The organism is Promicromonospora citrea (assembly GCF_013004695.1).
Lineage (GTDB): Bacteria > Actinomycetota > Actinomycetes > Actinomycetales > Cellulomonadaceae > Promicromonospora > Promicromonospora citrea.
Genome location: NZ_JABEMG010000007.1, coordinates 1 through 20425, shown reverse-complemented (window position 1 = coordinate 20425; position 20425 = coordinate 1). Strand labels below are relative to the sequence as shown.

Below are 20425 nucleotides of genomic sequence, written 5' to 3'. Positions count from 1 at the left end.
GCGCCTACAGGCCCTGCCACTCGGGCTTGTCGGCGTAGGTCTGGCGGTAGTAGTCGGCGAGCTGCAGGCGCGAGGCCGCCGCGTCGTCGACCAGCACGGTCGCGTGCGGGTGGAGCTGCATGATCGTGGCGGGCCACATCGCCGAGACGGGACCCTCCACGAGCTGGTGCACCGCCTCCGCCTTGGCGCGCCCCGTGGCCAGGAGCACGAGGTGACGCGCCTCCATGATCGTCGCGAGCCCCTGGGTGAGGCAGTGCCGTGGCACGTCCTCGACGGACCCGCCGAAGAACCGCGCGTTGTCCTCGCGGGTCTGCCGGGTCAGGGTCTTGATGCGCGTGCGTGAGGCGAGCGACGAGCCCGGCTCGTTGAAGGCGATGTGCCCGTCCGTGCCGATGCCGAGGATCTGCAGGTCCACGCCGCCGGCCCCGGCGATCGCCTCCTCGTACGCCGCGCACGCGGCAGGAAGGTCGGCGGCGAGGCCGTCGGGGCCCTGCACAGCGTCGGGCGGGAAGTCGACGCGCGAGGCGATCTCCTTCTCGATGACGTTGCGGTACCGCTCGGGGTGGTCGGCGGGCAGGCCGACGTACTCGTCGAGCATGAACGCCCGCGCCCGCGCGAAGGACAGGCCCTCCTTGTGCCGGCGCGCGAGCTCGTCGTACACGGCGAGCGGCGACGATCCGGTGGCCAGCCCGAGCACCGCGTCGGGCTTCGCCCGCAGCAGGCCCTCGACGGCGCCGGCGGCCAGCCGCGCGAGCTCCTCGGCCGGTGCGATGACGACCTCCATCAGCCCCTCCTCCCCAGCACCGCCGCGCCCACCGCGGCGACCGGTACGTGCGTCGGTGCCAGCCTGACGCGGTCGGCGAGCCGCAGCGACCCGAGGAACGCGGAGACCTTGGCCTGCTCGCGCAGCGCGTCCTGCACCACGTCGAGCAGCTCGGCGCCGAGCTGGGCCACGCCGCCGCCGAGCACCACGTGCCGCACGTCGGTCGTGAGCACGAGCAGGCGCACGGCCGAGGCGACGGCGTCCGCGAACCGGTCGCGCACCTCGATCGCCTCCTGGTCGCCCGCCCGCGCCGCCTCGAACAGCTCGACGGGCGCCGGCCTGCCGTGCCGCGCCGGCCACGCCGCCTCGAGCGCCTTGCCCGAGGCGAACCGCTCGAGGCAGCCCCGCTGTCCGCACGGGCACTCGGGTCCGAGCGGGTCGACCGGGATGTGCCCGATCTCGCCCGCCGCGCCGCTCGCGCCGCGGCGCAGCTCGCCGTCGAGCACGAGGCCCGAGGCGAGCCCGGTACCGAGCGCGAGGAAGGCGAGGTCCTCGTGCGCGCCGGCGTCGCCGTCGCCGCCCGGACCGTCCGGCTCGGCGGTCCGCTCGAGCACGTGCGCCGCGCCGACGGCGGCCACGTTGAGGTCGTTCTCGACCACCACGGGCACCCCGCCGAGCTGCTCGGACAGCAGCTCGGCGAGCGGCAGCTCGTCGTCGTGCACGCCGAGGTTGACCGCGTGCCGCACCGTGCCGGAGCGGTGGTCGACGATGCCGGGGATGCCGAGGCCGACCCCGGCCAGGACCCCCACCTCGACGCCGCCCGACGCCACGACGTCGCGCACCGCCTCGGCCGCGCCCGTCACCAGCCCGTCGGCGCCGTGCACCGTGGGCCGGCGCACCGTCGCCACCACCTCACCCGCTGGGTCCAGGAGGGCACCGAGGATCTTGGTGCCTCCGATGTCGAGCCCGACCGTGTACGAACCCATCCCGTCCTTGCCCATCAGCCCTTCACCGCGCCGGACACCAGACCACCGGTCATCCGGCCCTGCACGATCAGGAAGAAGATCACCGCGGGGATCGCGATCAGCACCGACCCCGCCATGACGGCTCCCCAGTTGGTCGCCTGCGTCGCCTGGAGGAACGTGCGCAGCCAGAGCGGCAGCGTCATCGCCTCGGGGCGCTGCATGACGACCAGCGCCGTGACGAACTCGTTCCACGCCTGGAGGAAGGCGAACACGCCCGTCGCCACCAGGCCCGGGGCGAGCAGCGGGAACGTCACCCGCCAGAACGCGCCGGCCCGGGAACACCCGTCGATCATCGCCGCCTCCTCCAGCTCCTTGGGTACACCGTTGACGAAACCGCGCAGTGTCCAGATCGTGAACGGCAGGACGCCGGCCGCGTACACGAGCGTCAGGCCGATGATCGTGTTGAGCAGCTGCCAGCCGTCGATGATCCGGAACACCGAGATGATCATCGCCTCTCCGGGGATCATCTGGACGACGAGGATCAGCACGATGAACGTCCGGCGGCCCTTGAACTGGAACCGGGTCAGCGCCAGCGCGGCGACGAACCCGACCAGCAGCGCGATCACCAGTGTGAGGAACGTGACACCGATCGAGTTGAGCACGGCGGGCGGGAACGGCGCCCGCGCCTCCCCGAACATCGCCGACCGGTAGTTGTTCAGCGTGAACACGTCCGGCGTCGGGAAGAACGCGAGGTCCCGGCCGCGGATCTTGTTGTTCGGCAGGAACGACGTGTTGACCATCCAGTAGACGGGGAAGGCCGAGAACACGAAGACGGCGACGGCCAGCGCGCCGAACCCCGTGTCGGCGAGACGCCTGCGGACCTTGATCACAGCTCCTCCTCCCGCAGCGTGCGCCGCACGTAGGGGTACGCGATGGCCAGCATGACCGCCACGAAGATGACACCGACGGCGCTCGCCAGGCCGTAGTGCCCCTGCGCCATGCCGGTCTGGTAGATGTACACGCCGATCGTGTTGGTGAGCTCGCGGTCGCCGCCGATGTCCTGCAGCACGAACACCTGGGTGAACAGCTTGAGGTCCCAGATCATCGACAGGACCACGAGCACGGTGATGATGCTGCGGACGTACGGCACCTGGATCAGCCGGAAGCGCTGGAAGGCGCTCGCGCCGTCGAGCTGCGCGGCCTCCATCACCTCCTCGGGGATCTGGGTGAGCCCCGCGTAGAGCGTGAAGGCGACGAACGGCACGGCGCCCCACACGACGATGAACGACAGGATGAGGAAGAACGAGAGCGGGTTGAGCAGCCACGAGTGCCCGAACCAGTCGTCACCGGTGATCCGGGTCAGCAGGTTGTTGACCACGCCGTACTGGGTGTCGAACACCCAGCCCCACACCGTGGTGGCCGACAGCGCGGGCATGGCCCACGCGAGCAGCAGGCCCACCGACACCAGCAGCCGCAGCGCCTTGTTCACGCGCATCATGAGCAGCGCCACCAGCATGCCGAGCACGAGGGTGGTGACGACGAGGAAGACCATGAGCAGGAAGCTGCGCCCGAGCACGATCCAGAAGCCCTCGACGTCGGTGAGCACCTCCGCGTAGTTCCCGAGGCCGACCCATTCGGCGGGCTGGCCCATGAGCTGGGCGCGCTCGTACTCCTGGAACGACATGACCACGAGCCGCAGCACCGGGTATCCGGTGAGGACGCCCAGCAGGATCATCGTCGCCGAGAGCAGCAGCCAGGGCAGGTACGGCGGCCGGCGCTTGTGCCGGATCTCTTGGCGCGGTGGCGCCGGTGAATCCACGAGTGTGGTGCTCATGTCCTGTCTCCTCGGGGCAGTGGAGTCCCGCCCCGCCCAGGAGTGGAGGTCACCGGGCGGGACGGGAGGAAGGGGTGCCGACGCGGGTCAGCTGTTGAGGATCTCCTCGATGTCCGCGTCGAGCTTCTCGGCGACGGCCTTGACGTCCTCGCCCGAGGCGATCTTGGAGAACGCGGTCTGCAGGATCATCTGCGACTCGACATCGGCCCACTTGGGGGACGCCGGGGTGAGCTTCGCGTTGGCGGCGGCCTCCGCGGCCGCGGTGCCGATCGACGTCGACTGGTCGACCTTCTCGAAGAGCGAGGTCTTGGCCGGGAACAGGCCGTTCTCGGCGAGGATCGACTGGTACTCGTCGCTGAGGATGATCTCCAGCGCGCTCATCGCGAGGTCAGGACGCGCGGACTTCTGCGCGACGGCGATGTTCGAGCCGCCGGCGAACACCTGCGCGGCGCCGCCGTCCTTGCCCGGCAGGGCGAAGGCCTGCAGGTCCGAGCCGTAGGTCGAGGCGCAGCCGGGCACGCCGTCCGGGTCCTCCGGCTCCTCGGGCGCGTTGATCGACCACTGGATCCAGCTCGGCGCCGAGAGGAACGCGACCTGCCCCTCGCAGAACGGCACCTGCAGGTCGGTCTCGTTGGTGTCGGCCGGGGCGTTGTTGCCCTCGGTCATGATCGTCTGGATCTGCTCCAGGCCCTTCAGACCGCCCTCGGAGGAGAAGCCGGCCTCCCACGTGCCGTCCTCGGCCTGCTCGGCGACGAAGCCGCCGTTCTCCCAGATGAAGGGCAGGGCGTTGTACCAGTCCTGGCCGGGCCAGTAGACACCGGAGAGGTCCTTGGTGTGCAGGTCGACGGCGGTCTCGACGTACTCGTCGAGGGTCGTCGGCACCGCGGTGTCGCCCAGCACCTGCTCGGAGTAGAAGACGACGCGCGAGCCCGAGTAGTACGGCAGGGCGTAGTGCTTGCCCTCCCAGTCACCGGCCTCGACGAAGCCCGGCAGCAGGTCGTCGCCGCCCAGCGTCTCGAACTCCTCCGCGGTGATCTCGCGGAAGTAGCCGGACGAGGTGAACGCGGCCGCCTGCGTGTTGCCGATCTCGACCACGTCGGGGGCGTCCGAGCCGGACAGCGCCGTCGTGTACTTGTCGACGAGGCCGTCCCAGGCCTGCTCCTCGATCGTGAGCGTGCTGCCCGGGTTCTCCTCCTCGAACGTCTCCTTGAGGTAGTCCCGGGCGTCCTGCGGCGTGTCGGAGCCGACGAGCCAGACCCGGACCTCGCCGGGGCCGGTCTCCTCGGGGCTGCTCGCCGCGCCGCCCGCGTTACCGCACGCGCTGAGCGCGAGCGTCAGGGTGATCGCCGACGCCGCGGCGCCGACCAGACGGTTTCTGTTCACGTGTGTCTTCCTCCCGGGATACGACTGTGTGTCGCGGTGGTGCATGGTGAGTGAGGTCGCCTGCCGCCGACACGTGCGCAGTGATGCTCACGAGACCCCCAGCTGGGCGGAAAGCACGAGGACGGCGGCGCCCGCCAGCACGACGTCCTCGTCGAGTGCGGCCATCCGCAGCTGCAGGCCCGAGGTGATGGCCGGCATGGTCCGCTGTCGGATGGTGTCCAGCGCGGCCTCGCGCAGGGGCCCGTCGAGCAGGTCACGCGGACCGCTCAGGAGCACCTGGTTGAGGTTGAGCGCGCTGACGACCGGGGCGAGGGTCACGCCCAGCACCCGGCCGGCCGACGCCAGTGCGGCGTCGGAAGCTTCCTTGTCCCTGCCCTCGACCGCGCGCCGCAGCGCGGGGACGGACAGGACCGTCTCGAGGCAGCCGCGGCGTCCGCACGCGCACTGCTCGCCGTCGTCGACCACGGTGACGTGGCCGATCTCGCCCGCGGCGTCGCCCTGGCCGTGCACGCGCACGCCGTCGACGACGACGCCCGCGCCGACACCGGCGCCCACGGTGACCACGAGCATGCCCGAGCTGCCGCCGCCGTAGGTGAACTCGCCGAGGGCCGCCGTGTTGGCGTCGTTGGCGACGTGCACGGGCAGTCCGAGACGCTCGCCCAGGACCTCGGCGAGCGGCACGTCGTACCAGCCGCGGTTGGGCGCCTCGACCACGCGCCCGTCGAGGTCGATGATGCCGGGCGACCCGACGCCGACGCCGATCACCGGGTGCGTCGCCGCGGCGACGAGCCGCCGGACGAACCGGGTGAGCAGGTCGACCAGCTCGTCGCCCGTGCGTCCGTCGATGTCGAGCTGCCGGCGCACCACGATCTCGCCCGTGAGACTCAGCACCGCGCCGCGCATGCGGCCGTGCTCGGTGAGGTCGACCGCCACGATCTGGTAGGCGTCCGCGCGCAGCCCCACGAGGATCGCCGGCTTGCCGACGCGCTGGCCGGGCCGGGTGCCGAGCTCCTCGACGAGGCCCTCCGCGATGAGCACGGAGACCAGGTCGGAGATGGTGACGCGGGTGAGCGAGGTGGCTCGTGCGAGGTCGGCCCGGGAGGTGGGCCCCTCGTGGAAGAGGTGCTGCAGCACCAGGGACCGGTTGTGCGCCCTGGCGTGCTCGGGGAGCACCTTGGACGTCGCGCGCAGCCGTGCGCCGAGCCCTCGCCCGGTGCCGTTGCGTTCAGTCGCCGTCGCCATGTTTGTTAGTAGACCTCCTTAACAGAGTGGTGTCCATCACCCGGTGGGACCCGTAACAAGACTGTTACGTGGGTCACGCGTGGCCGGGCGGAGGCCCCACGCTGCCGTCGACTCCGGATTACTTCATGTACCTGACGAAATCAGCCTGCCGCACCACGGCGACGCGGGCACGGCGTGACCGCACCGTGATCAAGGACCTCGCAAACCCGCAGAAACACCGGGTCAGGAGGGTCGGAAGTTCACAAAGGGATCACAGTTACCGGGTGAGCCCGGTTTCAGCCCCTTGGCCCTCTTACGCTCGTCACCATGAAGCGCATCCGGTTCGCCACGGGGGCGGCGGGCCAGCCCGCAGGCCGACCTGTCCGCACCCTCCTGGCGACAGCGGCCACGGGTCTGCTCGTGGCCGCGCTCGCGGCCTGCTCGGGCGGGGGCGCAGGCGAGTCCGGGGGCTCCGCGGTCCAGGACGGCGCCGCACCGCGCAGCGAGGTCGTCTCCCCCGACGGCGCGCAGGACGTGACCGACGCCGCGGCGGGCGCCGTCGGGCTGGGCGAGCCGCGGCAGGAGGCCGTCGACCGCGAGCTCGTGACCACCGGCACCGCGACCCTCGCGGTGGACGACCCGTTCGACGCCGCCGAGGAGATCGCACGGCTGGTCGAGGACGCGGGCGGGCGCGTCGAGGCACGGGACGAGCGCGCCCCGACCGACGACGAGACCGGCAGCGCCTCGATGACGCTACGCATCCCGGCCGATCGCGTGTCCGCGACCCTCGACGCCCTGGACGCGCTCGGCGAGGTGCGCGACCGGCACGTCGAGACCGTCGACGTCACCGGCACAGCGCAGGACCTGGACGCGCGCATCCAGGCACTCCGCACGTCGACCGACCGGCTGCGCGAGCTCATGGCGGAGGCCGACCGCACGGCGGACCTCATCGAGATCGAGTCCGAGCTCTCGACGCGTCAGGCCGAGCTGGACTCGGCGGTCTCCGAGCGCAACCGTCTCTCCGACGAGGTCGCGATGTCCACGCTGCACGTCGAGATCGTCGCGGAGGGCACGCCCGCCGCGCAGGCGCGCCCCGACGGGTTCCTCGGCGGTCTGTCCGCCGGCTGGAGCGCACTCGTGAGCACCTTCAACGTCGTGGTGCTCATCCTCGGCGCGGTCATCCCGTGGCTCGCGCTGGGCGGGCTGGTGCTGCTGGTCGTGGTCGGGATCCGCCGTCAGGTCGCCCGGTCCCGCCGTCCGGGCGCGACGCCGCCCGTCGCCGAGCCGGAGCCCGCGGCGGCGGAGTGACCGCGGCGGGCCCCTGGACGCCTCGCGTCAGTCCGTCACGGCCAGCGCGTCGATCTCCACGAGCATCTCCTCGCGCGGCAGGCCCGTGAACACCGTGGTCCGGCTCGGCAGCACACCGCCAGGGCAGTGCCGGGTGACGAACTCGCCGTAGGCGTCGTTCATGGCGGCGAAGTCCTCGCGCCTCGTCAGGTAGACCCGCAGCATCACGACGTCGTCGAACGTCGCGCCGCCCGCCTCGACGATCGCCCGCACGTTCTCCAGCGTGCGCGTCGTCTGCGCGGCGACGTCGCCCGGGTGGAGGTACTCGCCCGTCGCCGGGTCGACGGGGCCCTGCCCGGACACCTGCACGAACGGCCCCTTGCGCACACCCTGGTGGAACGTGTGCGCGGGCGCGGGCGCGTCCGAGGTGGAGATGGCGGTCTTGGCGGTCATCGGTGCTCCTTGCTCGATCTGCGGTGCTCGGTGGGCCCGGCGGGCCGGGGTCAGAAGTCGAGGGCGACCTGCTCGACGACGTCGTCGCCGCGCGTGATCAGCGCGGTCCGGTACTTGTCGAGCGTGGTGCACGGGTGCGAGATGCCGAACCCGACGACGTCGCCGGGCTGCAGCGTGCCGTCGGCCTCGGGACCGAGCGCGAGGTACCCGTGCTGGTCGTTCAGCGCGGTGACCCGGACGCCCGCCAGGTCCCGCGCGGCGCCGAGCCGGCCGTCGGCGTCGGGCGTGCGGGCGACGAGCGGCGTCGGCAGGTCGATGTCGAAGGAGACGTCCCGCCGCCCCAGCGCGACGATCACCAGCCCGGGCTCGGGTGCCGACAGCACGGTCGCCCACACCCGGATCGCCGGGAGCAGCGCCTGCGCGCCCATCCGCGTCCACGGGTCGGCGTGCAGGTAGTGGCCGTGGTCGTGGGTCACGTAGGCGCCCGAGCGCAGCACGACCCGGGTCGGCACCGTGCTTCCGGCGGCGTCGCGCAGGGGCGCTCCCAGGTGCCGCGCCACGACGTCGGCGAACGCGCTGCCGCCCGCGCTGAGCACGAGCGGGCCGTCCACGAGGCCCGCGACGGCGAGGCCTGTCGCGCGCAGCTCGTCGCACCACCGGCCGACGTCGGTCAGCTCCTGCTCGCTCGTCCCGCTCGCGACGGGCCCCTCGTAGCCGGAGACACCGACCACGCGGAGTCCGGCGTCGCGCACGCGCCCGGCGAGCGCAACGACCTCGTCGCGCGTGCGCAGGCCCGTGCGACCGCCCGGGACACCCAGCTCGACGAGCACGCCGAGCCGCGCGACGACGGCGGCGTCTGCCCCGTCGAACCCGGCCGCGAGCAGGTCGAGGCCGCGCGCGGAGTCGACGTACACCCACGCCTCCTCCAGCTCGCCCGAGGCGTCCCCCGCGAGCGCCGACCGGAGCCAGGCGATGTCGCGGGGGTCGACGATCTCGTTCGCGAGGAAGGCGCGCCGCACGCCCCAGTCGACCACCCGGCGCAGCTGGCCCGGCGTCGCGACGGTCGCGCCCCAGACCCCGACGGCGGACTGCCGCTCCCAGACGCGGCGGGACATGTGCGTCTTCACGTGCGGGGCGTGGTCGACGCCCGCTGCCGCGAAGGCGCCCGCGACGGTGGTGATGTTGTGCTCGAGGGCCGCCTCGTCGAGGGTCAGCAGCGGCCAGAGGAACGAGGGGTCGTCGATGCGCAGCACGGGCCCATCCTGCCCTCTCACCCGGTCTGCCCGCGAACCCCCGTCGTGTCCCCCGTCGTGCGCTGTGGCAGGTTCTCGACGCCGCCGTCCTCGCGCCAGCCGCCCATGCCCGCCCAGCCGCCCGCCGCGGTCTCGGCGGCCAGGTCACGCGGGTAGCCCTGGACACCGGGCCGGGTCTGCCAGGGGTGGGGGCCGCCGGCCGGACGGTACTCGACGCCGTACGCGTCGAGCCGCGGCAGGTGGTCGCACCGGAGCCGCTCGAGGAACTCCGCCGAGGCGGGCGTGCCGGGCGACCGGTCGGCCGCGGGCGACCAGGCGACCTCGGCGAAGGCCGCGAGCCGGGGGAAGGTGGCGTAGTCGACGCGCCGGGCGCTGTCCAGGTGCTCGGTCCACACCTGCGCCTGCACCCCGAGCAGCCGTCCGGGGTGCCCGGCGGCCGGGGGCGGGGACCCCGCGCCCAGCGCGGCCGGGAAGGGGTCGAACGCGTAGACGTCCTCGACCGTGCGCAGGAAGCCGACCGGGATCGGCTCCGCGGGGTGGTCGCCCGCGCGGTGGTCGAGGTAGACGGCCTGCTCGGGCGCCATGACGACGTCGTACCCCGCCGCGAGGGCCGCGGCGCCCTGCGCGTGGCCGCGCCAGGACGTCACGACGACGTCGCGGGGCAGGAGGGGCGAGACGGCCTCGTCCCAGACGACGGCGCGGCGGCCGGCGTCGGAGACGTGCCGCGCGAGCCGGGAAACGAACCAGCCGTGGAGCAGGCCGACGTCGGGCGTACCGTCCGCGCCGAGCAGGCCGAGCGCGCGGGCCCGCTCGACGATCTGCGGCGACTCGCGCCACAGGGTGGTCGGCACCTCGTCGCCGCCGAGGCCGATCCACGGTGTGTCGAAGACGTCGAGCACCTCGTCGAGCACGTGCCGGAAGAAGGCGAGCGAGCCCTCGGACGGGTCGAGCACGTCCTCGCTGATGCCCCAGGTGGTGCGGACCTCCTGGCGCATCTTGCGGGTGCCGAGCTCCGGGTAGGCGGCGACGGCGGCCTCGACGTGGCCGGGCACGTCGATCTCGGGCACGACGGTGACGCCACGGTCGCGCGCGTAGGCGACGATCTCACGCAAGTCGTCCTGCGTGTAGAACCCGCCGTGCGGGCGGCCGTCGCGGGTGCCGGTCCGCCAGGTGCCGACCGTCGACTCGCGGCGCCACGCCCCCGTGCGGGTCAGCTCCGGGTAGCGGTGGACCTCGACGCGCCAGCCCTGGTCGTCGGTGAGGTGGAGCTGGAGCACGTTGAGCCGGTGGGCGGCCGCGAGGTCGACGAACCGCAGCACGTCGTGCTTGGGCAGGAAGTGCCGCGCGACGTCGAGCAGCACGCCGCGCCACGCGAACCGCGGGTGGTCGTCGACGCGGACGGACGGCAGGACCAGCGCACAGGCGCCCCCGGCGTAGGCGGCGGGCGCCCGGCGGTAGGCGTCGGGGCCGGCGAGCTGGCGGAGGGTCTGCACGGCGGCGTGCGCCCCGGCGAGGTCGGCCGCCTCGACCCGGACGGTGGCGTCGCCCGCGCCCACCTCGAGGCGGTAGGCGCCGGCGGGCAGGTCGCCCGCCCGCTCGACGACGACGTCGGCCGCCGCGTCGGTCACGGGCACCAGGTCGATCCCGTACGCCTCCTCGGTGACCCGCCGCCACCAGCGGACGGCCGGACGCAGGGCGGGGTCGGAGCGCACCGTCGCGCCGTCGGCGAGCCGCACGGGGACGCCGTCGGCCCGCGTCGTCGCGGGTGCGGGGACGAGCCCGGGGCGGTGGGGGTGACGCACGGCTGCCACACTAGCGTGGCGTCGGTCGCCGGTGTGCGGCGGGCCGTGGAGGGGTGCGGGAACGACGATGCGCCGTGACCCCGAGGGGCCACGGCGCATCGTGGAGGGTGGAGCTGCCGGGAATCGAACCCGGGTCCGGTGTCGGTTTTCGAGGGCTTCTCCGGGCGCAGTCTGCTATGGATTTTCTCGGCCCCCGCGCTCGCGCAGACACGTTCGCGGACAGGCCCAGTCACCTGAGAGTCCCCGCAGCCCCGATGACGAGGGCTACGAGCAGTGGCTTCCTAGATGACGCGGGTGACCGGAGCGGAAGCAGACTCCGGGCCCACGGACTTCGGGCTCGCTCAGGCGGCGAGGGCGAAGTCGTTGCGCGAGTTATCGGCAACTATTGGTTGACAGGCATCGTTAACGAGATAAGCCTGCATCCTCGGCCCGCTTCACCTCGAAGCACGACCACCGTCGAAACCGATCAGCCCCTATGGTGTTGTCAATCAGCGCCCGTCCGGGCCGTCGGCCCGGGCGAACATCTCCAGTCTAGGGGATCAACGCCCAGGCCCCGCACGTTATTTCCGCGATACGGGCCCTCAGCTCAGCATCTCCTTGTGCCGCATCGCGCGCTGCGCCTCGCGGATGTCCTGCTTCTCGCGCAGCGACTGCCGCTTGTCGTACTCCTTCTTGCCTCGCGCGAGCGCGATCTCGACCTTGGCGCGACCGTCGAGGAAGTACAGCCGCAGCGGCACGAGCGTGTGCCCCTTCTCGCGCGCCTTCGACTCCAGCCGCTCGATCTCGTGGCGGTGCAGCAACAGCTTGCGCTTGCGGCGGGGCGCGTGGTTGTTCCACGTGCCCTGGAAGTAGGCGGGGATGTGCACGTTCTCGAGCCACGCCTCGCCGCGGTCGATGGCCGCGTACCCGTCCGTGAGCGACGCGCGGCCCATGCGCAGGGCCTTGACCTCCGTGCCCGTGAGCACGATCCCGGCCTCGAAGACGTCCTCGATCACGTAGTCGTGGCGGGCCTTCTTGTTGTTCGCCACGACCTGGCGCGGATCGTCCACCTTCTTCTTGGCCATGGTCTCCCTCCCAGGCTCGTTCGCTCGTCCGCCCGGTCCGGGGCGCGACCTTCCATCTTACGCGTCACGCACGCGCGGACCAGGCTTTATGCGGCGGGCGAAGGCCGGTGTACGCGGCCCGGGTCAGAGCCAGGTCATCGGGTCGACCGTCGACCCGTTGACGTACACCTCGAAGTGCAGGTGGCAGGCCGTGGACGTGCCCGTGGTGCCCGAGTAGCCGATCACCTGGCCGCGGGAGACCCGCTGCCCGGACGACACCGCGAACGACGTGAGGTGGTTCGCGCTGGTCATCACGCTCGTGCCGCGTGCCGTGTACCCGTGGTCGATGAGCACCTGGTTGCCCAGCCCGGCGAGCGTGCGCGCGTACAGCACCGTGCCGTCGGCCGCCGCGAGGATCGGCGTGCCGCAGTAGGCCCGGAAGTCCGTCCCCGCGTGCAGACGCGAGTAGTTGAGCACCGGGTGGAACCGCATGCCGTACGACGAGGTGACGTACGGGTTCGCCGTCGGGTAGCTGAGGAACGAGAGCGTGCCGCCGGACGAGCCGCCCGACGAGCCGCCGGAGCCGCCCGACCCGCCGGAGGAGCCGCCGCCCGACGCCGCCTCGCGCTCCGCCTGCTCGCGGGCCAGACGCTCGTCGCGCTCCTTCTGCTCGCGGATGATGCTCTTGAGGTCGGACTCGATCGAGCTCAGCTCCTGCTCGGTGTCGCGGATGCCTTCCAGCGCCACGTCCTTGCGCCGCTCGATGCGCCGGGTGAGCCGCTCCTGCTCCTCGATGAGGCGCTCGATCTCCGCCTTGCGCTCGACGGCGGCCTGCTTGGCCTGCTCCTTGGAGCGCACGTTCTCGTCGGCGAGCCGCTTGAGCTCGGCGACGGCCTCGCGGATCGCCGTGAGCCGCGCCTCGAGGTTGCGTGCCGTGGCCTCGGCGTCCTGCAGCTCGGCGAGCGTGCGCGCCCGGATCCGGGCGGCCGACGACGAGACGGAGTACCCGTCGATGAACTCCTCGGTGCTCTCGGCGCCCGTGACCAGGCCGATCGTCGAGCCGGTGCCCGCGCCGCGCAGCTCCTCACGCGCCATCTGCGCGATGTCCTCGCGCGCGCCGTCGACCTTGCCCGCGCCGTCGGCGAGCTGCCGGCTGACCGTCGCCTCCTCGACCTGAGCGTCCGCGAGCCGCTGGGCGAGGATCGCCGCCTCGCGCTCGGCCCGCTCCAGGTCGGCCTCGGCGACGGCGAGCTCCGCCTCCGCGACCGGCAGCCTGCCCTCGACCCGGTCGAGCTCGAGGACGGCGTCTGCGAGCTGCGCGTCCGTGTGCTCGAGCTCGGCCTCGAGGTTCTCGCGCTCACGCTCCTTGGCGGCCTGGGCGCGCTCGGCGGCGGCGCGCTTGTCGTCGAGGTCGTCCGCGTGCACGGCGGCCGAGCCGCTCACGAGGAGCACGACGGCGAGGGCGGCGGCCAGGGGCCCGCGCGTCCAGGACAGGGCGCTGCGCGCGGCAGTGGTTCGCTCGGCAGTCATCAGATCCTCGTGTAGCGGTTGAGGGTGAAGAAGGACGACAGCGCGGCCAGCGCGACGGCGACGACCACGAGCAGGGGGGCGATGCGCAGCACATCGACCTCGGACACGTACGCGACCCAGTCGACGGACCGTTCGAGCCAGTCCGTGACCATGAACCGCACGGCGAGCCACAGCCCGCCGCCGGCCAGCAGGGAGCCGAGCACGGCGGCCAGGGCGCCCTCGAGCAGGAACGGGAGCTGGATGAACAGGTTCGAGGCGCCGACCAGTCGCATGATCTCGGTCTCCTTGCGGCGCGAGACCGCGCTGAGCCGGATCGTCGTCGTGATGAGCAGGACGGCCGCGAGGAGCATGACGCCCGCCAGGCCCGCCGCGAGCAGCGTCGCCACGTTCAGCGTGCGGAACAGCGGCTCGAAGACGGCCCGCTGGTCCTCGACGATCTCGACGCCGTCGCGCCCCGACAGCACGTCGCTCACGACCGCCACCTGCTCGGCGTCGGTCAGCTTGAGCCGGAGCGAGGCCTGCATGTCCGCCTCGGTGAGCTGCGTGCCCTGGTAGCCGTCCGGGTAGCGCTCCTCGAACGCCTCGAACGCCTGCGCCTTCGACTCGAACCACACCGTGCTGACCTCGCCGGACAGCTCCGTGCGGATCACCTCGCGCAGGGCCTCCACCTGCTGGTCGGTGGCCTCGCCGCCCGCGCAGGACGGCGCGGCCGACTTGCCCTGCGGGCACAGGAAGACCGACACCTCGACCTTGTCGTACCAGTCGTCCTTGAGCTTGCCGATCTGGGCCTGGAGCAGCGCTCCCGCGCCGACGAACGTCAGCGACACGAACGTCACCAGGACGACGGCGACGACCATCGTGGTGTTGCGGCGCAGCCCGGAGAAGACCTCGCCGAGGACGAACTGGAAGCGCACGTCAGGACCCCCGCACCGTCGGGGCGGCGGGCAGGCGTGTGCCCGTGCCGGGCGCGTCGAGCACGGGTGACGACCCGACGTCCGGCAGGATCGCCTCGCGCTCCCCGTAGCCGCCGCTCGCCTCGTCGCGCACGACGACGCCGTCCGACAGCTCGACGACACGGCGGCGCATCTCGTTGACGATCTCGTCGTCGTGCGTCGCCATGACGACCGTGGTGCCGGTCCGGTTGATGCGGTCGAGCAGGCGCATGATGCCGAGCGAGGTGGTCGGGTCGAGGTTGCCGGTGGGCTCGTCGGCGAGCAGGATCTGCGGGCGGTTCACGATGGCGCGCGCGATGGCGGCCCGCTGCTGCTCGCCGCCCGACAGCTCCGTGGGCATGCGCTTCTCCTTGCCCGCGAGGCCGACCATGTCGAGCACCTCGGGCACGGTGTCCCGGATGACGTGGCGCGGCTTGCCGATCACCTGGAGGGCGAACGCGACGTTCTCGTGGACGGTCTTGTTCTGCAGCAGGCGGAAGTCCTGGAACACGACGCCGAGCTGGCGGCGCAGCGTGGGCACGCGCCACCCCGAGAGGTTCGCGACGTCCCTGCCCGCCACGTACACGCGGCCGCGTGTGGGGCGCTGCTCGCGCAGCACCAGCGAGAGGAAGGTCGACTTCCCCGAGCCCGAGGCCCCCACGAGGAACACGAACTCGCCACGCTCGACGTCCACGGAGACCTGGTCGAGGGCGGGCCGTGCGCCGCGCGCGTAGACCTTCGACACGTTCTCGAACCTGATCACGTGGCCGACACTAGGGGCGAGATCGGGTGGCGTGTCGGGCAGACACGCCGAGGAACATCACCCGGTGCGCAGCATGCCGGCCCGGAGATCCGCCGATTTCTGCGCCAATCGGGTCAAACCGACCTCCGGCTTACTTGCTCCCGCCACCCCGGCGCCAGCGGATGCCCGCCTCGATGAAGTCGTCGATGGCGCCGTCGAACACGGCCTGCGGGTTGCCCGACTCGTGCTCGGTGCGCAGGTCCTTGACCATCTGGTACGGCTGGAGCACGTACGAGCGCATCTGGTCGCCCCAGCTCGCCTTGATGTCGCCCGCCATCTCCTTCTTCTTCGCGGCCTCCTCCGCCTGACGCAGCAGGAGCAGGCGCGACTGGAGCACGCGGTAGGCGGCGGCGCGGTTCTGGATCTGCGACTTCTCGTTCTGCATCGACACGACCACGCCCGTGGGGATGTGCGTCATGCGGACCGCGGAGTCGGTCGTGTTCACGGACTGCCCGCCCGGGCCGGACGAGCGGTACACGTCGATCTTCAGCTCGGAGTCCGGGATGTCGATGTGGTCCGTCTGCTCGATGAGCGGGATCACCTCGACCGCGGCGAACGACGTCTGCCTGCGACCCTGGTTGTCGAACGGCGAGATGCGCACGAGGCGGTGCGTGCCCGCCTCGACCGACAGGGTCCCGAACGCGTACGGGGCGTTGACCTCGAACGTCGCGGACTTGAGCCCGGCCTCCTCGGCGTAGGACGTGTCGCCGACCTTGGTCGGGTAGCCGTGCCGCTCGGCCCAGCGCAGGTACATGCGCATGAGCATCTCGGCGAAGTCCGCGGCGTCGACGCCGCCCGCCCCCGCGCGGATCGTGACGACGGCCTCGCGCGCGTCGTACTCGCCGTTGAGGAGGGTGCGGACCTCGAGGGCGTCGAGGTCCTTGCGGATCTTGGCGACCTCCTCCTCGGCCTCGGTGAGCGAGTCGGCGTCGTCCATCTCGTGGCCGAGCTCGACGAGCGTCTCGACGTCGTCGATGCGCGCGGCGAGCTTCTCGACGCGGCTCAGCTCGGCCTGGGCGGCGGACAGCGCGGACGTGACCTTCTGGCCCTGCTCGGGGTCGTCCCACAGGTCAGGCGCGGACGCCTGCTCCGACAGCTCGGCGATCTTCGCCTCGAGCGCGGTGGGGTCGCTCACGGCCTCGATGGACTCGAGGGTGGCGCGGAGCGCCTTGATCTCTGCGGGGAAGTCGTTGGTTGCCACGATGTTCAAGGTTACCCGCGCGACCCGGTGCCCGGCGCCGCAGGCACTGCCCCCGGCCCGCACCGGGGCACGAGTGCAGTGTTCGTCGCGGCGCGGGGCCGCCGACCCGGTCGAAGCTCTGCAGTCGACGCGGGGTCAGGATTCGGCGGGGAGGGTGCGGCCGAACATCTGGGCCGTCGCGCGGGCGCTCGGCGTACCGGCGTCGGGGTCGGCGCCGTGGTCGAGGAGCGCGCGGACCACGTCGGTGGAGTCCTTGAACACCGCCCCCGCGAGCGGGGACTGGTTGCGGGCGTTGAGCCGGTTGACATCGGCCCCCCGCTCGGCGAGACCCGCCGTCAGGTCCGCGTGGCCGTGGTAGGCGGCGAGCATGAGCAGGGTGTTGCCCGCGTCGTCGGCCGTGTCGACGGGCAGCCCCGCGTCGACGAGGTCCAGCAGCACGTCGGCGCCCTGCCGGGCCAGGTCGAGGATCTGCCCGGGCTCGAGCCGCACGCCGTCCTGGTCGCCGGAGGCCTGCTGATCGGTGCTGTCGCTCATGGTCCCAACCTATGTCCTGCGAGCATCCGCCGGCTCACCACGCGCGCGCCGTCGCGGCCACCGTGAGGGGCACGCCCCCGCCGAACGCGTCCGTGAACCAGCGCAGCAGCGGTGGGCGGGAGACCCCGGTCAGGACCACGCGTGCGGAGCGGCCGTCCGGCGACGACGCCTCGACCACCGCCACGGGCAGGCCCGGCGGGTGCTCGGCGAGGTGGTGCTCGACGGCGGCGCGCACCGCGGCGTCCGACAGGATCAGCGGGGCGTCCTGCGCGGGCGCACCGGTACCGGCGTAGAAGGCCTCGGGCGAGATCGCGTCGGCGGCGTCGGCCGCGGCGAGGTCGGCGACGTCGTGCAGGGCCTTGCGGTCGAGGTGCACGGCGCCGGCCGAGGCGACCACCCCGACGAGGGCCAGCGCGAAGGCGACGAACGCCGCGGTCAGGAGGAGGATCCGCCCGCTCTCCGGCACCTCGGTGGGCTCGGTGGTGGACACGCTCCCAGTCTCGCGTCGCGCGGGCCGGGGCGCGCGGTCAGGAGCCGCCCTGTGGAAAGTTCGGTAGAAAACGTTTAGCGAAACCTCTTGACACGGTACGCCCGGGTTAGAAATCCTTTTCGACGCACGACGGACCAACGACGGCACGTCACCGAGAGGATCAACGATGACCCGAGCTCGCACGTCACCGCACCGCAGGCGCCGCCTCATCTCGATCGGCACCGCAGCGGCGGTGCTCCTCACCTCAGCGATCACCACAGGGATCGCGGCCACCTCCGCCCAGGCCGCCGGCAGCACGCTGCAGGCCGCCGCGGCGGAGTCCGGCCGCTACTTCGGGGTCGCCATCGCCGGGCACAAGCTCTCCGACTCGCAGTACACGACCATCGCGAACCGCGAGTTCAACATGGTCACGGCCGAGAACGAGATGAAGCTCGACGCGACAGAGCCCAACCAGAACCAGTTCAACTTCTCCGCCGGCGACCAGATCGTCAACTGGGCTCTCCAGAACGGCAAGCAGGTGCGCGGTCACACGCTGGCCTGGCACTCGCAGCAGCCGGGGTGGATGCAGAACATGGAGGGCAGCTCCCTGCGCAACGCCATGCTCAACCACGTCACCCAGGTGGCCACCCACTACCGGGGCAAGATCCACTCCTGGGACGTGGTGAACGAGGCCTTCGAGGACGGGTCGTCGGGCGCCCGGCGCAACTCGAACCTGCAGCGCACGGGCAACGACTGGATCGAGGCGGCGTTCCGCGCGGCCCGCCAGGCCGACCCCGGCGCCAAGCTCTGCTACAACGACTACAACACCGACAACTGGAGCCACGCCAAGACGCAGGCCGTGTACAACATGGTGCGCGACTTCAAGTCCCGCGGCGTGCCGATCGACTGCGTCGGCTTCCAGGCACACTTCAACAGCGGCAACCCGGTGCCGAACAACTACCACGAGACGCTGGGCAACTTCGCCGCCCTCGGCGTGGACGTGCAGATCACCGAGCTCGACATCGCCGGCTCGGGCACCTCGCAGGCCGAGCAGTACCGCGGCATCATGCAGGCGTGCCTCGCCGTCGAGCGCTGCACCGGCATCAGCGTGTGGGGCGTGCGGGACAGCGACTCGTGGCGTGCCAGCGACACCCCGCTGCTGTTCGACGGCAACGGGAACAAGAAGCTCGCGTACAGCTACGCCCTCGACGCCCTGAACGCCGGCGGCACCGGCGACGGTGACGGCGGCGACCCGGGCACCGGCGACTGCACCGTCGTCGTGACCCGGGCCGAGGAGTGGAACGACCGGTTCAACGTGACCTTCCGGGTCACGGACACGTCGTCGTGGCGGGTCGCGATCAGGCTGCAGGGCGGGCAGAGCCTGCAGAACTCGTGGAACGCCACCGTCTCGGGGACGTCCGGGACGCTGACGGCGACACCGAACGGCAACGGCAACTCGTTCGGCATCACCCTCTACAAGAACGGCAGCACAGGGACGCCGAGCGCCACCTGCTCGACGACCTGATCCGACCGACCCCCTGAGCGCCGGACGCCCGCCCTCCTCCCCCGTCGTGCACGGGCGGGCGTCCGGCGCTCACGGGCGCGTCGGCGCGTACTCGTCGACCACGGCCGTGCGGCGCGCCTCCACCGGCACCGACAGCGGCACCCAGGCGCGCAGCGCCTCGGGCACCAGCGGCAGCGGCACCTCCACGCGGACGACGGCCCCCACCGTCCCGCCCGGCGTCAGGCACGGCGTGTCCGAGCACGCGAGGGACAGCACGCCGGCATCGCGCGCGAAGCCCTGGTCACCCAGGGCGACGCCCACGGCGGCGCCCGCTCGCGCGGCACCGAGCGCCGACGAGTCGGCCGTGACCACGGCGCGCACCGCGTCCCGCGCAGCGCCCTCCGCGGCGAACGCCCCGGCCTGCACGCGGCCGACCGTCACCACGAGGTAGACCAGCGGCACCAGCAGGATCAGCGCGACGCCGAGGAACTCGACCATCGCCGACCCGTTCTCGCCCTCGGACCTCCGCCGGCCCCGGCTCACGGCTCCTCCAGCAGCGCGTGCCCGCGCACCGTCAGCACCCCGCCCGGGCCGAGCAGCCCGACGACCGGCAGCGGCGCGCGCACCGTGACCTCCGCGACCGGCACACCGTCGAGCGTGGTGCCGCCCGCTGTCACGTCGCGGGCGTACGCCCCGGTCAGCGCGGCGGTGAGCAGATCCCGGGTCCGTGCGGCGCCGTCCGCGGGCCCCCGGTCGGCGCGGGCCGCGACACGGGCCCCCTCGGCCGCCGCGTCGATCGCGAGCGACCGCACGTGCAGCGCGAGAGCCACCTGCACGACGCCGAGGAGCAGCACGAGGACCAGCACCGACACGAGGACGAACTCGACGACGGCGGACCCGTCGTCCGCGCGTGGCGGCCGGGTGCTCACCCGTGGCTCACCCCTGGCCCGTGACGCTGCTGATCGCCTGCCGGAAGGCGTCCTCGAGCAGCGGACCCGCGACGGCCCAGAGCGCGACCACCAGGCCCGCCGTCATGAGGGTGACGAGCACCCAGCCGGGCACGTCGCCGCGCTCGCGGCCGGACCGGTGGTCGGTGGTGGCGTGGGGCATGGTGGTTCCTTTCGTCGGCCCGGCCGGGCCGGGTCAGAGTCCGATCCGGAGGGCGGAGAGGCTGGGGAACACGGCGAAGACGACCGTCACCGGGAGACAGAGGAACACCACCGGGACCATCATCAGGACCTCCTTGCGACCGCCCGCCTCGAGCAGCGCGCGCCGACCGGCCTCGCGGACGTCGCCCGCCTGGGCGCGCAGCACGCCGGCCAGCGGCGTCCCCCGCTCCAGCGCGACCACGATGCTCTCGGCGAACCGCGTGAGCGGCGGGAGGCCGGTGCGGTCGGCGAGCGCGGTGAGCGCGGCGGGCACGGAGGCGCCGGCGCGGACCTCCGCGAC

Annotated in this window: 22 protein-coding genes and 1 other RNA gene; 2 read left to right on the top strand and 21 right to left on the bottom strand. The window is 72.5% G+C overall.

Translation table 11 applies throughout. The annotated features are described in order from the left end of the window. Positions 1-4: 4 nt before the first annotated feature. The 6 genes from nagB to HLB15_RS02730 all read right to left on the bottom strand — a co-directional run bounded on the left by nagB (position 5) and on the right by HLB15_RS02730 (position 6187). Complete coding sequence (nagB, locus tag HLB15_RS02755) at positions 5-784, bottom strand: glucosamine-6-phosphate deaminase (protein ID WP_171103471.1); 780 nt, start codon at positions 782-784, stop codon at positions 5-7. Then, a complete protein-coding gene (locus HLB15_RS02750; RefSeq protein WP_171103469.1) occupies positions 784-1764 on the bottom strand; it encodes an ROK family protein in 981 nt (326 codons plus the stop codon). The genes nagB and HLB15_RS02750 overlap by 1 nt, the downstream gene beginning before the upstream one ends. Then, positions 1764-2618 carry a carbohydrate ABC transporter permease gene (locus HLB15_RS02745; RefSeq protein WP_171103466.1) on the bottom strand — a complete coding sequence of 285 codons (855 nt, stop codon included), beginning with the start codon at positions 2616-2618 and terminating at the stop codon, positions 1764-1766. Before HLB15_RS02745 ends, HLB15_RS02750 begins: the two co-directional genes overlap by 1 nt. Then, positions 2615-3562 (bottom strand): carbohydrate ABC transporter permease, encoded by a 948-nt coding sequence (locus HLB15_RS02740; protein WP_229785336.1) that lies wholly within the window; start codon positions 3560-3562, stop codon positions 2615-2617. Before HLB15_RS02740 ends, HLB15_RS02745 begins: the two co-directional genes overlap by 4 nt. 87 nt (positions 3563-3649) lie before the next feature. Beyond that, positions 3650-4945 (bottom strand): extracellular solute-binding protein, encoded by a 1296-nt coding sequence (locus tag HLB15_RS02735; RefSeq protein ID WP_171103465.1) that lies wholly within the window; start codon positions 4943-4945, stop codon positions 3650-3652. Positions 4946-5032: 87 nt separating this feature from the next. After that, the gene (locus HLB15_RS02730; RefSeq protein ID WP_171103463.1) at positions 5033-6187 is read right to left on the bottom strand and encodes an ROK family transcriptional regulator; all 1155 of its coding nucleotides are present in this window, start codon (positions 6185-6187) and stop codon (positions 5033-5035) included. A gap of 306 nt (positions 6188-6493) precedes the next feature. Here HLB15_RS02730 and HLB15_RS02725 point away from each other — a divergent pair, with 306 nt between their 5' ends. Then, positions 6494-7474, top strand: a complete 981-nt coding sequence (locus tag HLB15_RS02725; RefSeq protein ID WP_171103461.1) for a DUF4349 domain-containing protein — start codon at positions 6494-6496, stop codon at positions 7472-7474. 27 nt (positions 7475-7501) lie between these two features. Here HLB15_RS02725 and HLB15_RS02720 read toward each other — a convergent pair whose 3' ends face one another. The 11 genes from HLB15_RS02720 to HLB15_RS02670 all read right to left on the bottom strand — a co-directional run bounded on the left by HLB15_RS02720 (position 7502) and on the right by HLB15_RS02670 (position 17493). After that, positions 7502-7906 (bottom strand): RidA family protein, encoded by a 405-nt coding sequence (locus HLB15_RS02720; protein WP_171103459.1) that lies wholly within the window; start codon positions 7904-7906, stop codon positions 7502-7504. 50 nt (positions 7907-7956) lie between these two features. Beyond that, positions 7957-9159 (bottom strand): type III PLP-dependent enzyme domain-containing protein, encoded by a 1203-nt coding sequence (locus tag HLB15_RS02715; RefSeq protein ID WP_171103457.1) that lies wholly within the window; start codon positions 9157-9159, stop codon positions 7957-7959. Positions 9160-9176: 17 nt separating this feature from the next. Then, positions 9177-10961 carry a beta-N-acetylhexosaminidase gene (locus HLB15_RS02710; RefSeq protein ID WP_229785334.1) on the bottom strand — a complete coding sequence of 595 codons (1785 nt, stop codon included), beginning with the start codon at positions 10959-10961 and terminating at the stop codon, positions 9177-9179. Between the two features lie 105 nt (positions 10962-11066). Next, positions 11067-11435: a transfer-messenger RNA gene (gene ssrA, locus HLB15_RS02705) on the bottom strand. A gap of 107 nt (positions 11436-11542) precedes the next feature. Continuing rightward, positions 11543-12025, bottom strand: a complete 483-nt coding sequence (smpB, locus tag HLB15_RS02700; RefSeq protein WP_171103452.1) for an SsrA-binding protein SmpB — start codon at positions 12023-12025, stop codon at positions 11543-11545. A gap of 123 nt (positions 12026-12148) precedes the next feature. Next, positions 12149-13534 carry a M23 family metallopeptidase gene (locus HLB15_RS02695; protein ID WP_171103449.1) on the bottom strand — a complete coding sequence of 462 codons (1386 nt, stop codon included), beginning with the start codon at positions 13532-13534 and terminating at the stop codon, positions 12149-12151. Then, positions 13534-14448: a permease-like cell division protein FtsX gene (gene ftsX, locus HLB15_RS02690; RefSeq protein WP_171103447.1), complete on the bottom strand. Its 915-nt coding sequence runs from the start codon at positions 14446-14448 to the stop codon at positions 13534-13536. The genes HLB15_RS02695 and ftsX overlap by 1 nt, the downstream gene beginning before the upstream one ends. A gap of 1 nt (position 14449) precedes the next feature. Beyond that, positions 14450-15229: a cell division ATP-binding protein FtsE gene (gene ftsE, locus HLB15_RS02685; RefSeq protein ID WP_171103445.1), complete on the bottom strand. Its 780-nt coding sequence runs from the start codon at positions 15227-15229 to the stop codon at positions 14450-14452. 130 nt (positions 15230-15359) lie between these two features. Continuing rightward, positions 15360-16469, bottom strand: coding sequence for a peptide chain release factor 2 (gene prfB, locus HLB15_RS02680; RefSeq protein ID WP_171103443.1), 1110 nt, complete (start codon positions 16467-16469; stop codon positions 15360-15362). A gap of 135 nt (positions 16470-16604) precedes the next feature. Further along, positions 16605-17003, bottom strand: a complete 399-nt coding sequence (locus HLB15_RS02675; RefSeq protein WP_171103441.1) for an ankyrin repeat domain-containing protein — start codon at positions 17001-17003, stop codon at positions 16605-16607. A gap of 34 nt (positions 17004-17037) precedes the next feature. Continuing rightward, positions 17038-17493, bottom strand: a complete 456-nt coding sequence (locus HLB15_RS02670; protein WP_171103439.1) for a hypothetical protein — start codon at positions 17491-17493, stop codon at positions 17038-17040. Between the two features lie 166 nt (positions 17494-17659). On the opposite strand from HLB15_RS02670, the gene HLB15_RS02665 reads away from it, so the two are divergent. Continuing rightward, complete coding sequence (locus HLB15_RS02665; protein ID WP_171103436.1) at positions 17660-18997, top strand: glycoside hydrolase family 10 protein; 1338 nt, start codon at positions 17660-17662, stop codon at positions 18995-18997. Between the two features lie 69 nt (positions 18998-19066). Here HLB15_RS02665 and HLB15_RS02660 read toward each other — a convergent pair whose 3' ends face one another. From HLB15_RS02660 to HLB15_RS02645, 4 genes are all read right to left on the bottom strand, one after another. Next, positions 19067-19519, bottom strand: coding sequence for a pilus assembly protein (locus tag HLB15_RS02660; RefSeq protein ID WP_229785333.1), 453 nt, complete (start codon positions 19517-19519; stop codon positions 19067-19069). Beyond that, positions 19516-19905, bottom strand: a complete 390-nt coding sequence (locus HLB15_RS02655; RefSeq protein WP_171103434.1) for a TadE/TadG family type IV pilus assembly protein — start codon at positions 19903-19905, stop codon at positions 19516-19518. The genes HLB15_RS02660 and HLB15_RS02655 overlap by 4 nt, the downstream gene beginning before the upstream one ends. Before the next feature lie 7 nt (positions 19906-19912). Further along, the gene (locus HLB15_RS02650) at positions 19913-20086 is read right to left on the bottom strand and encodes a hypothetical protein (RefSeq protein ID WP_171103432.1); all 174 of its coding nucleotides are present in this window, start codon (positions 20084-20086) and stop codon (positions 19913-19915) included. A 33-nt stretch (positions 20087-20119) separates the two neighbouring features. Then, positions 20120-20425, bottom strand: a 306-nt coding sequence (locus HLB15_RS02645; protein WP_171103429.1) for a type II secretion system F family protein, incomplete at its 5' end; no start/stop codon positions are given.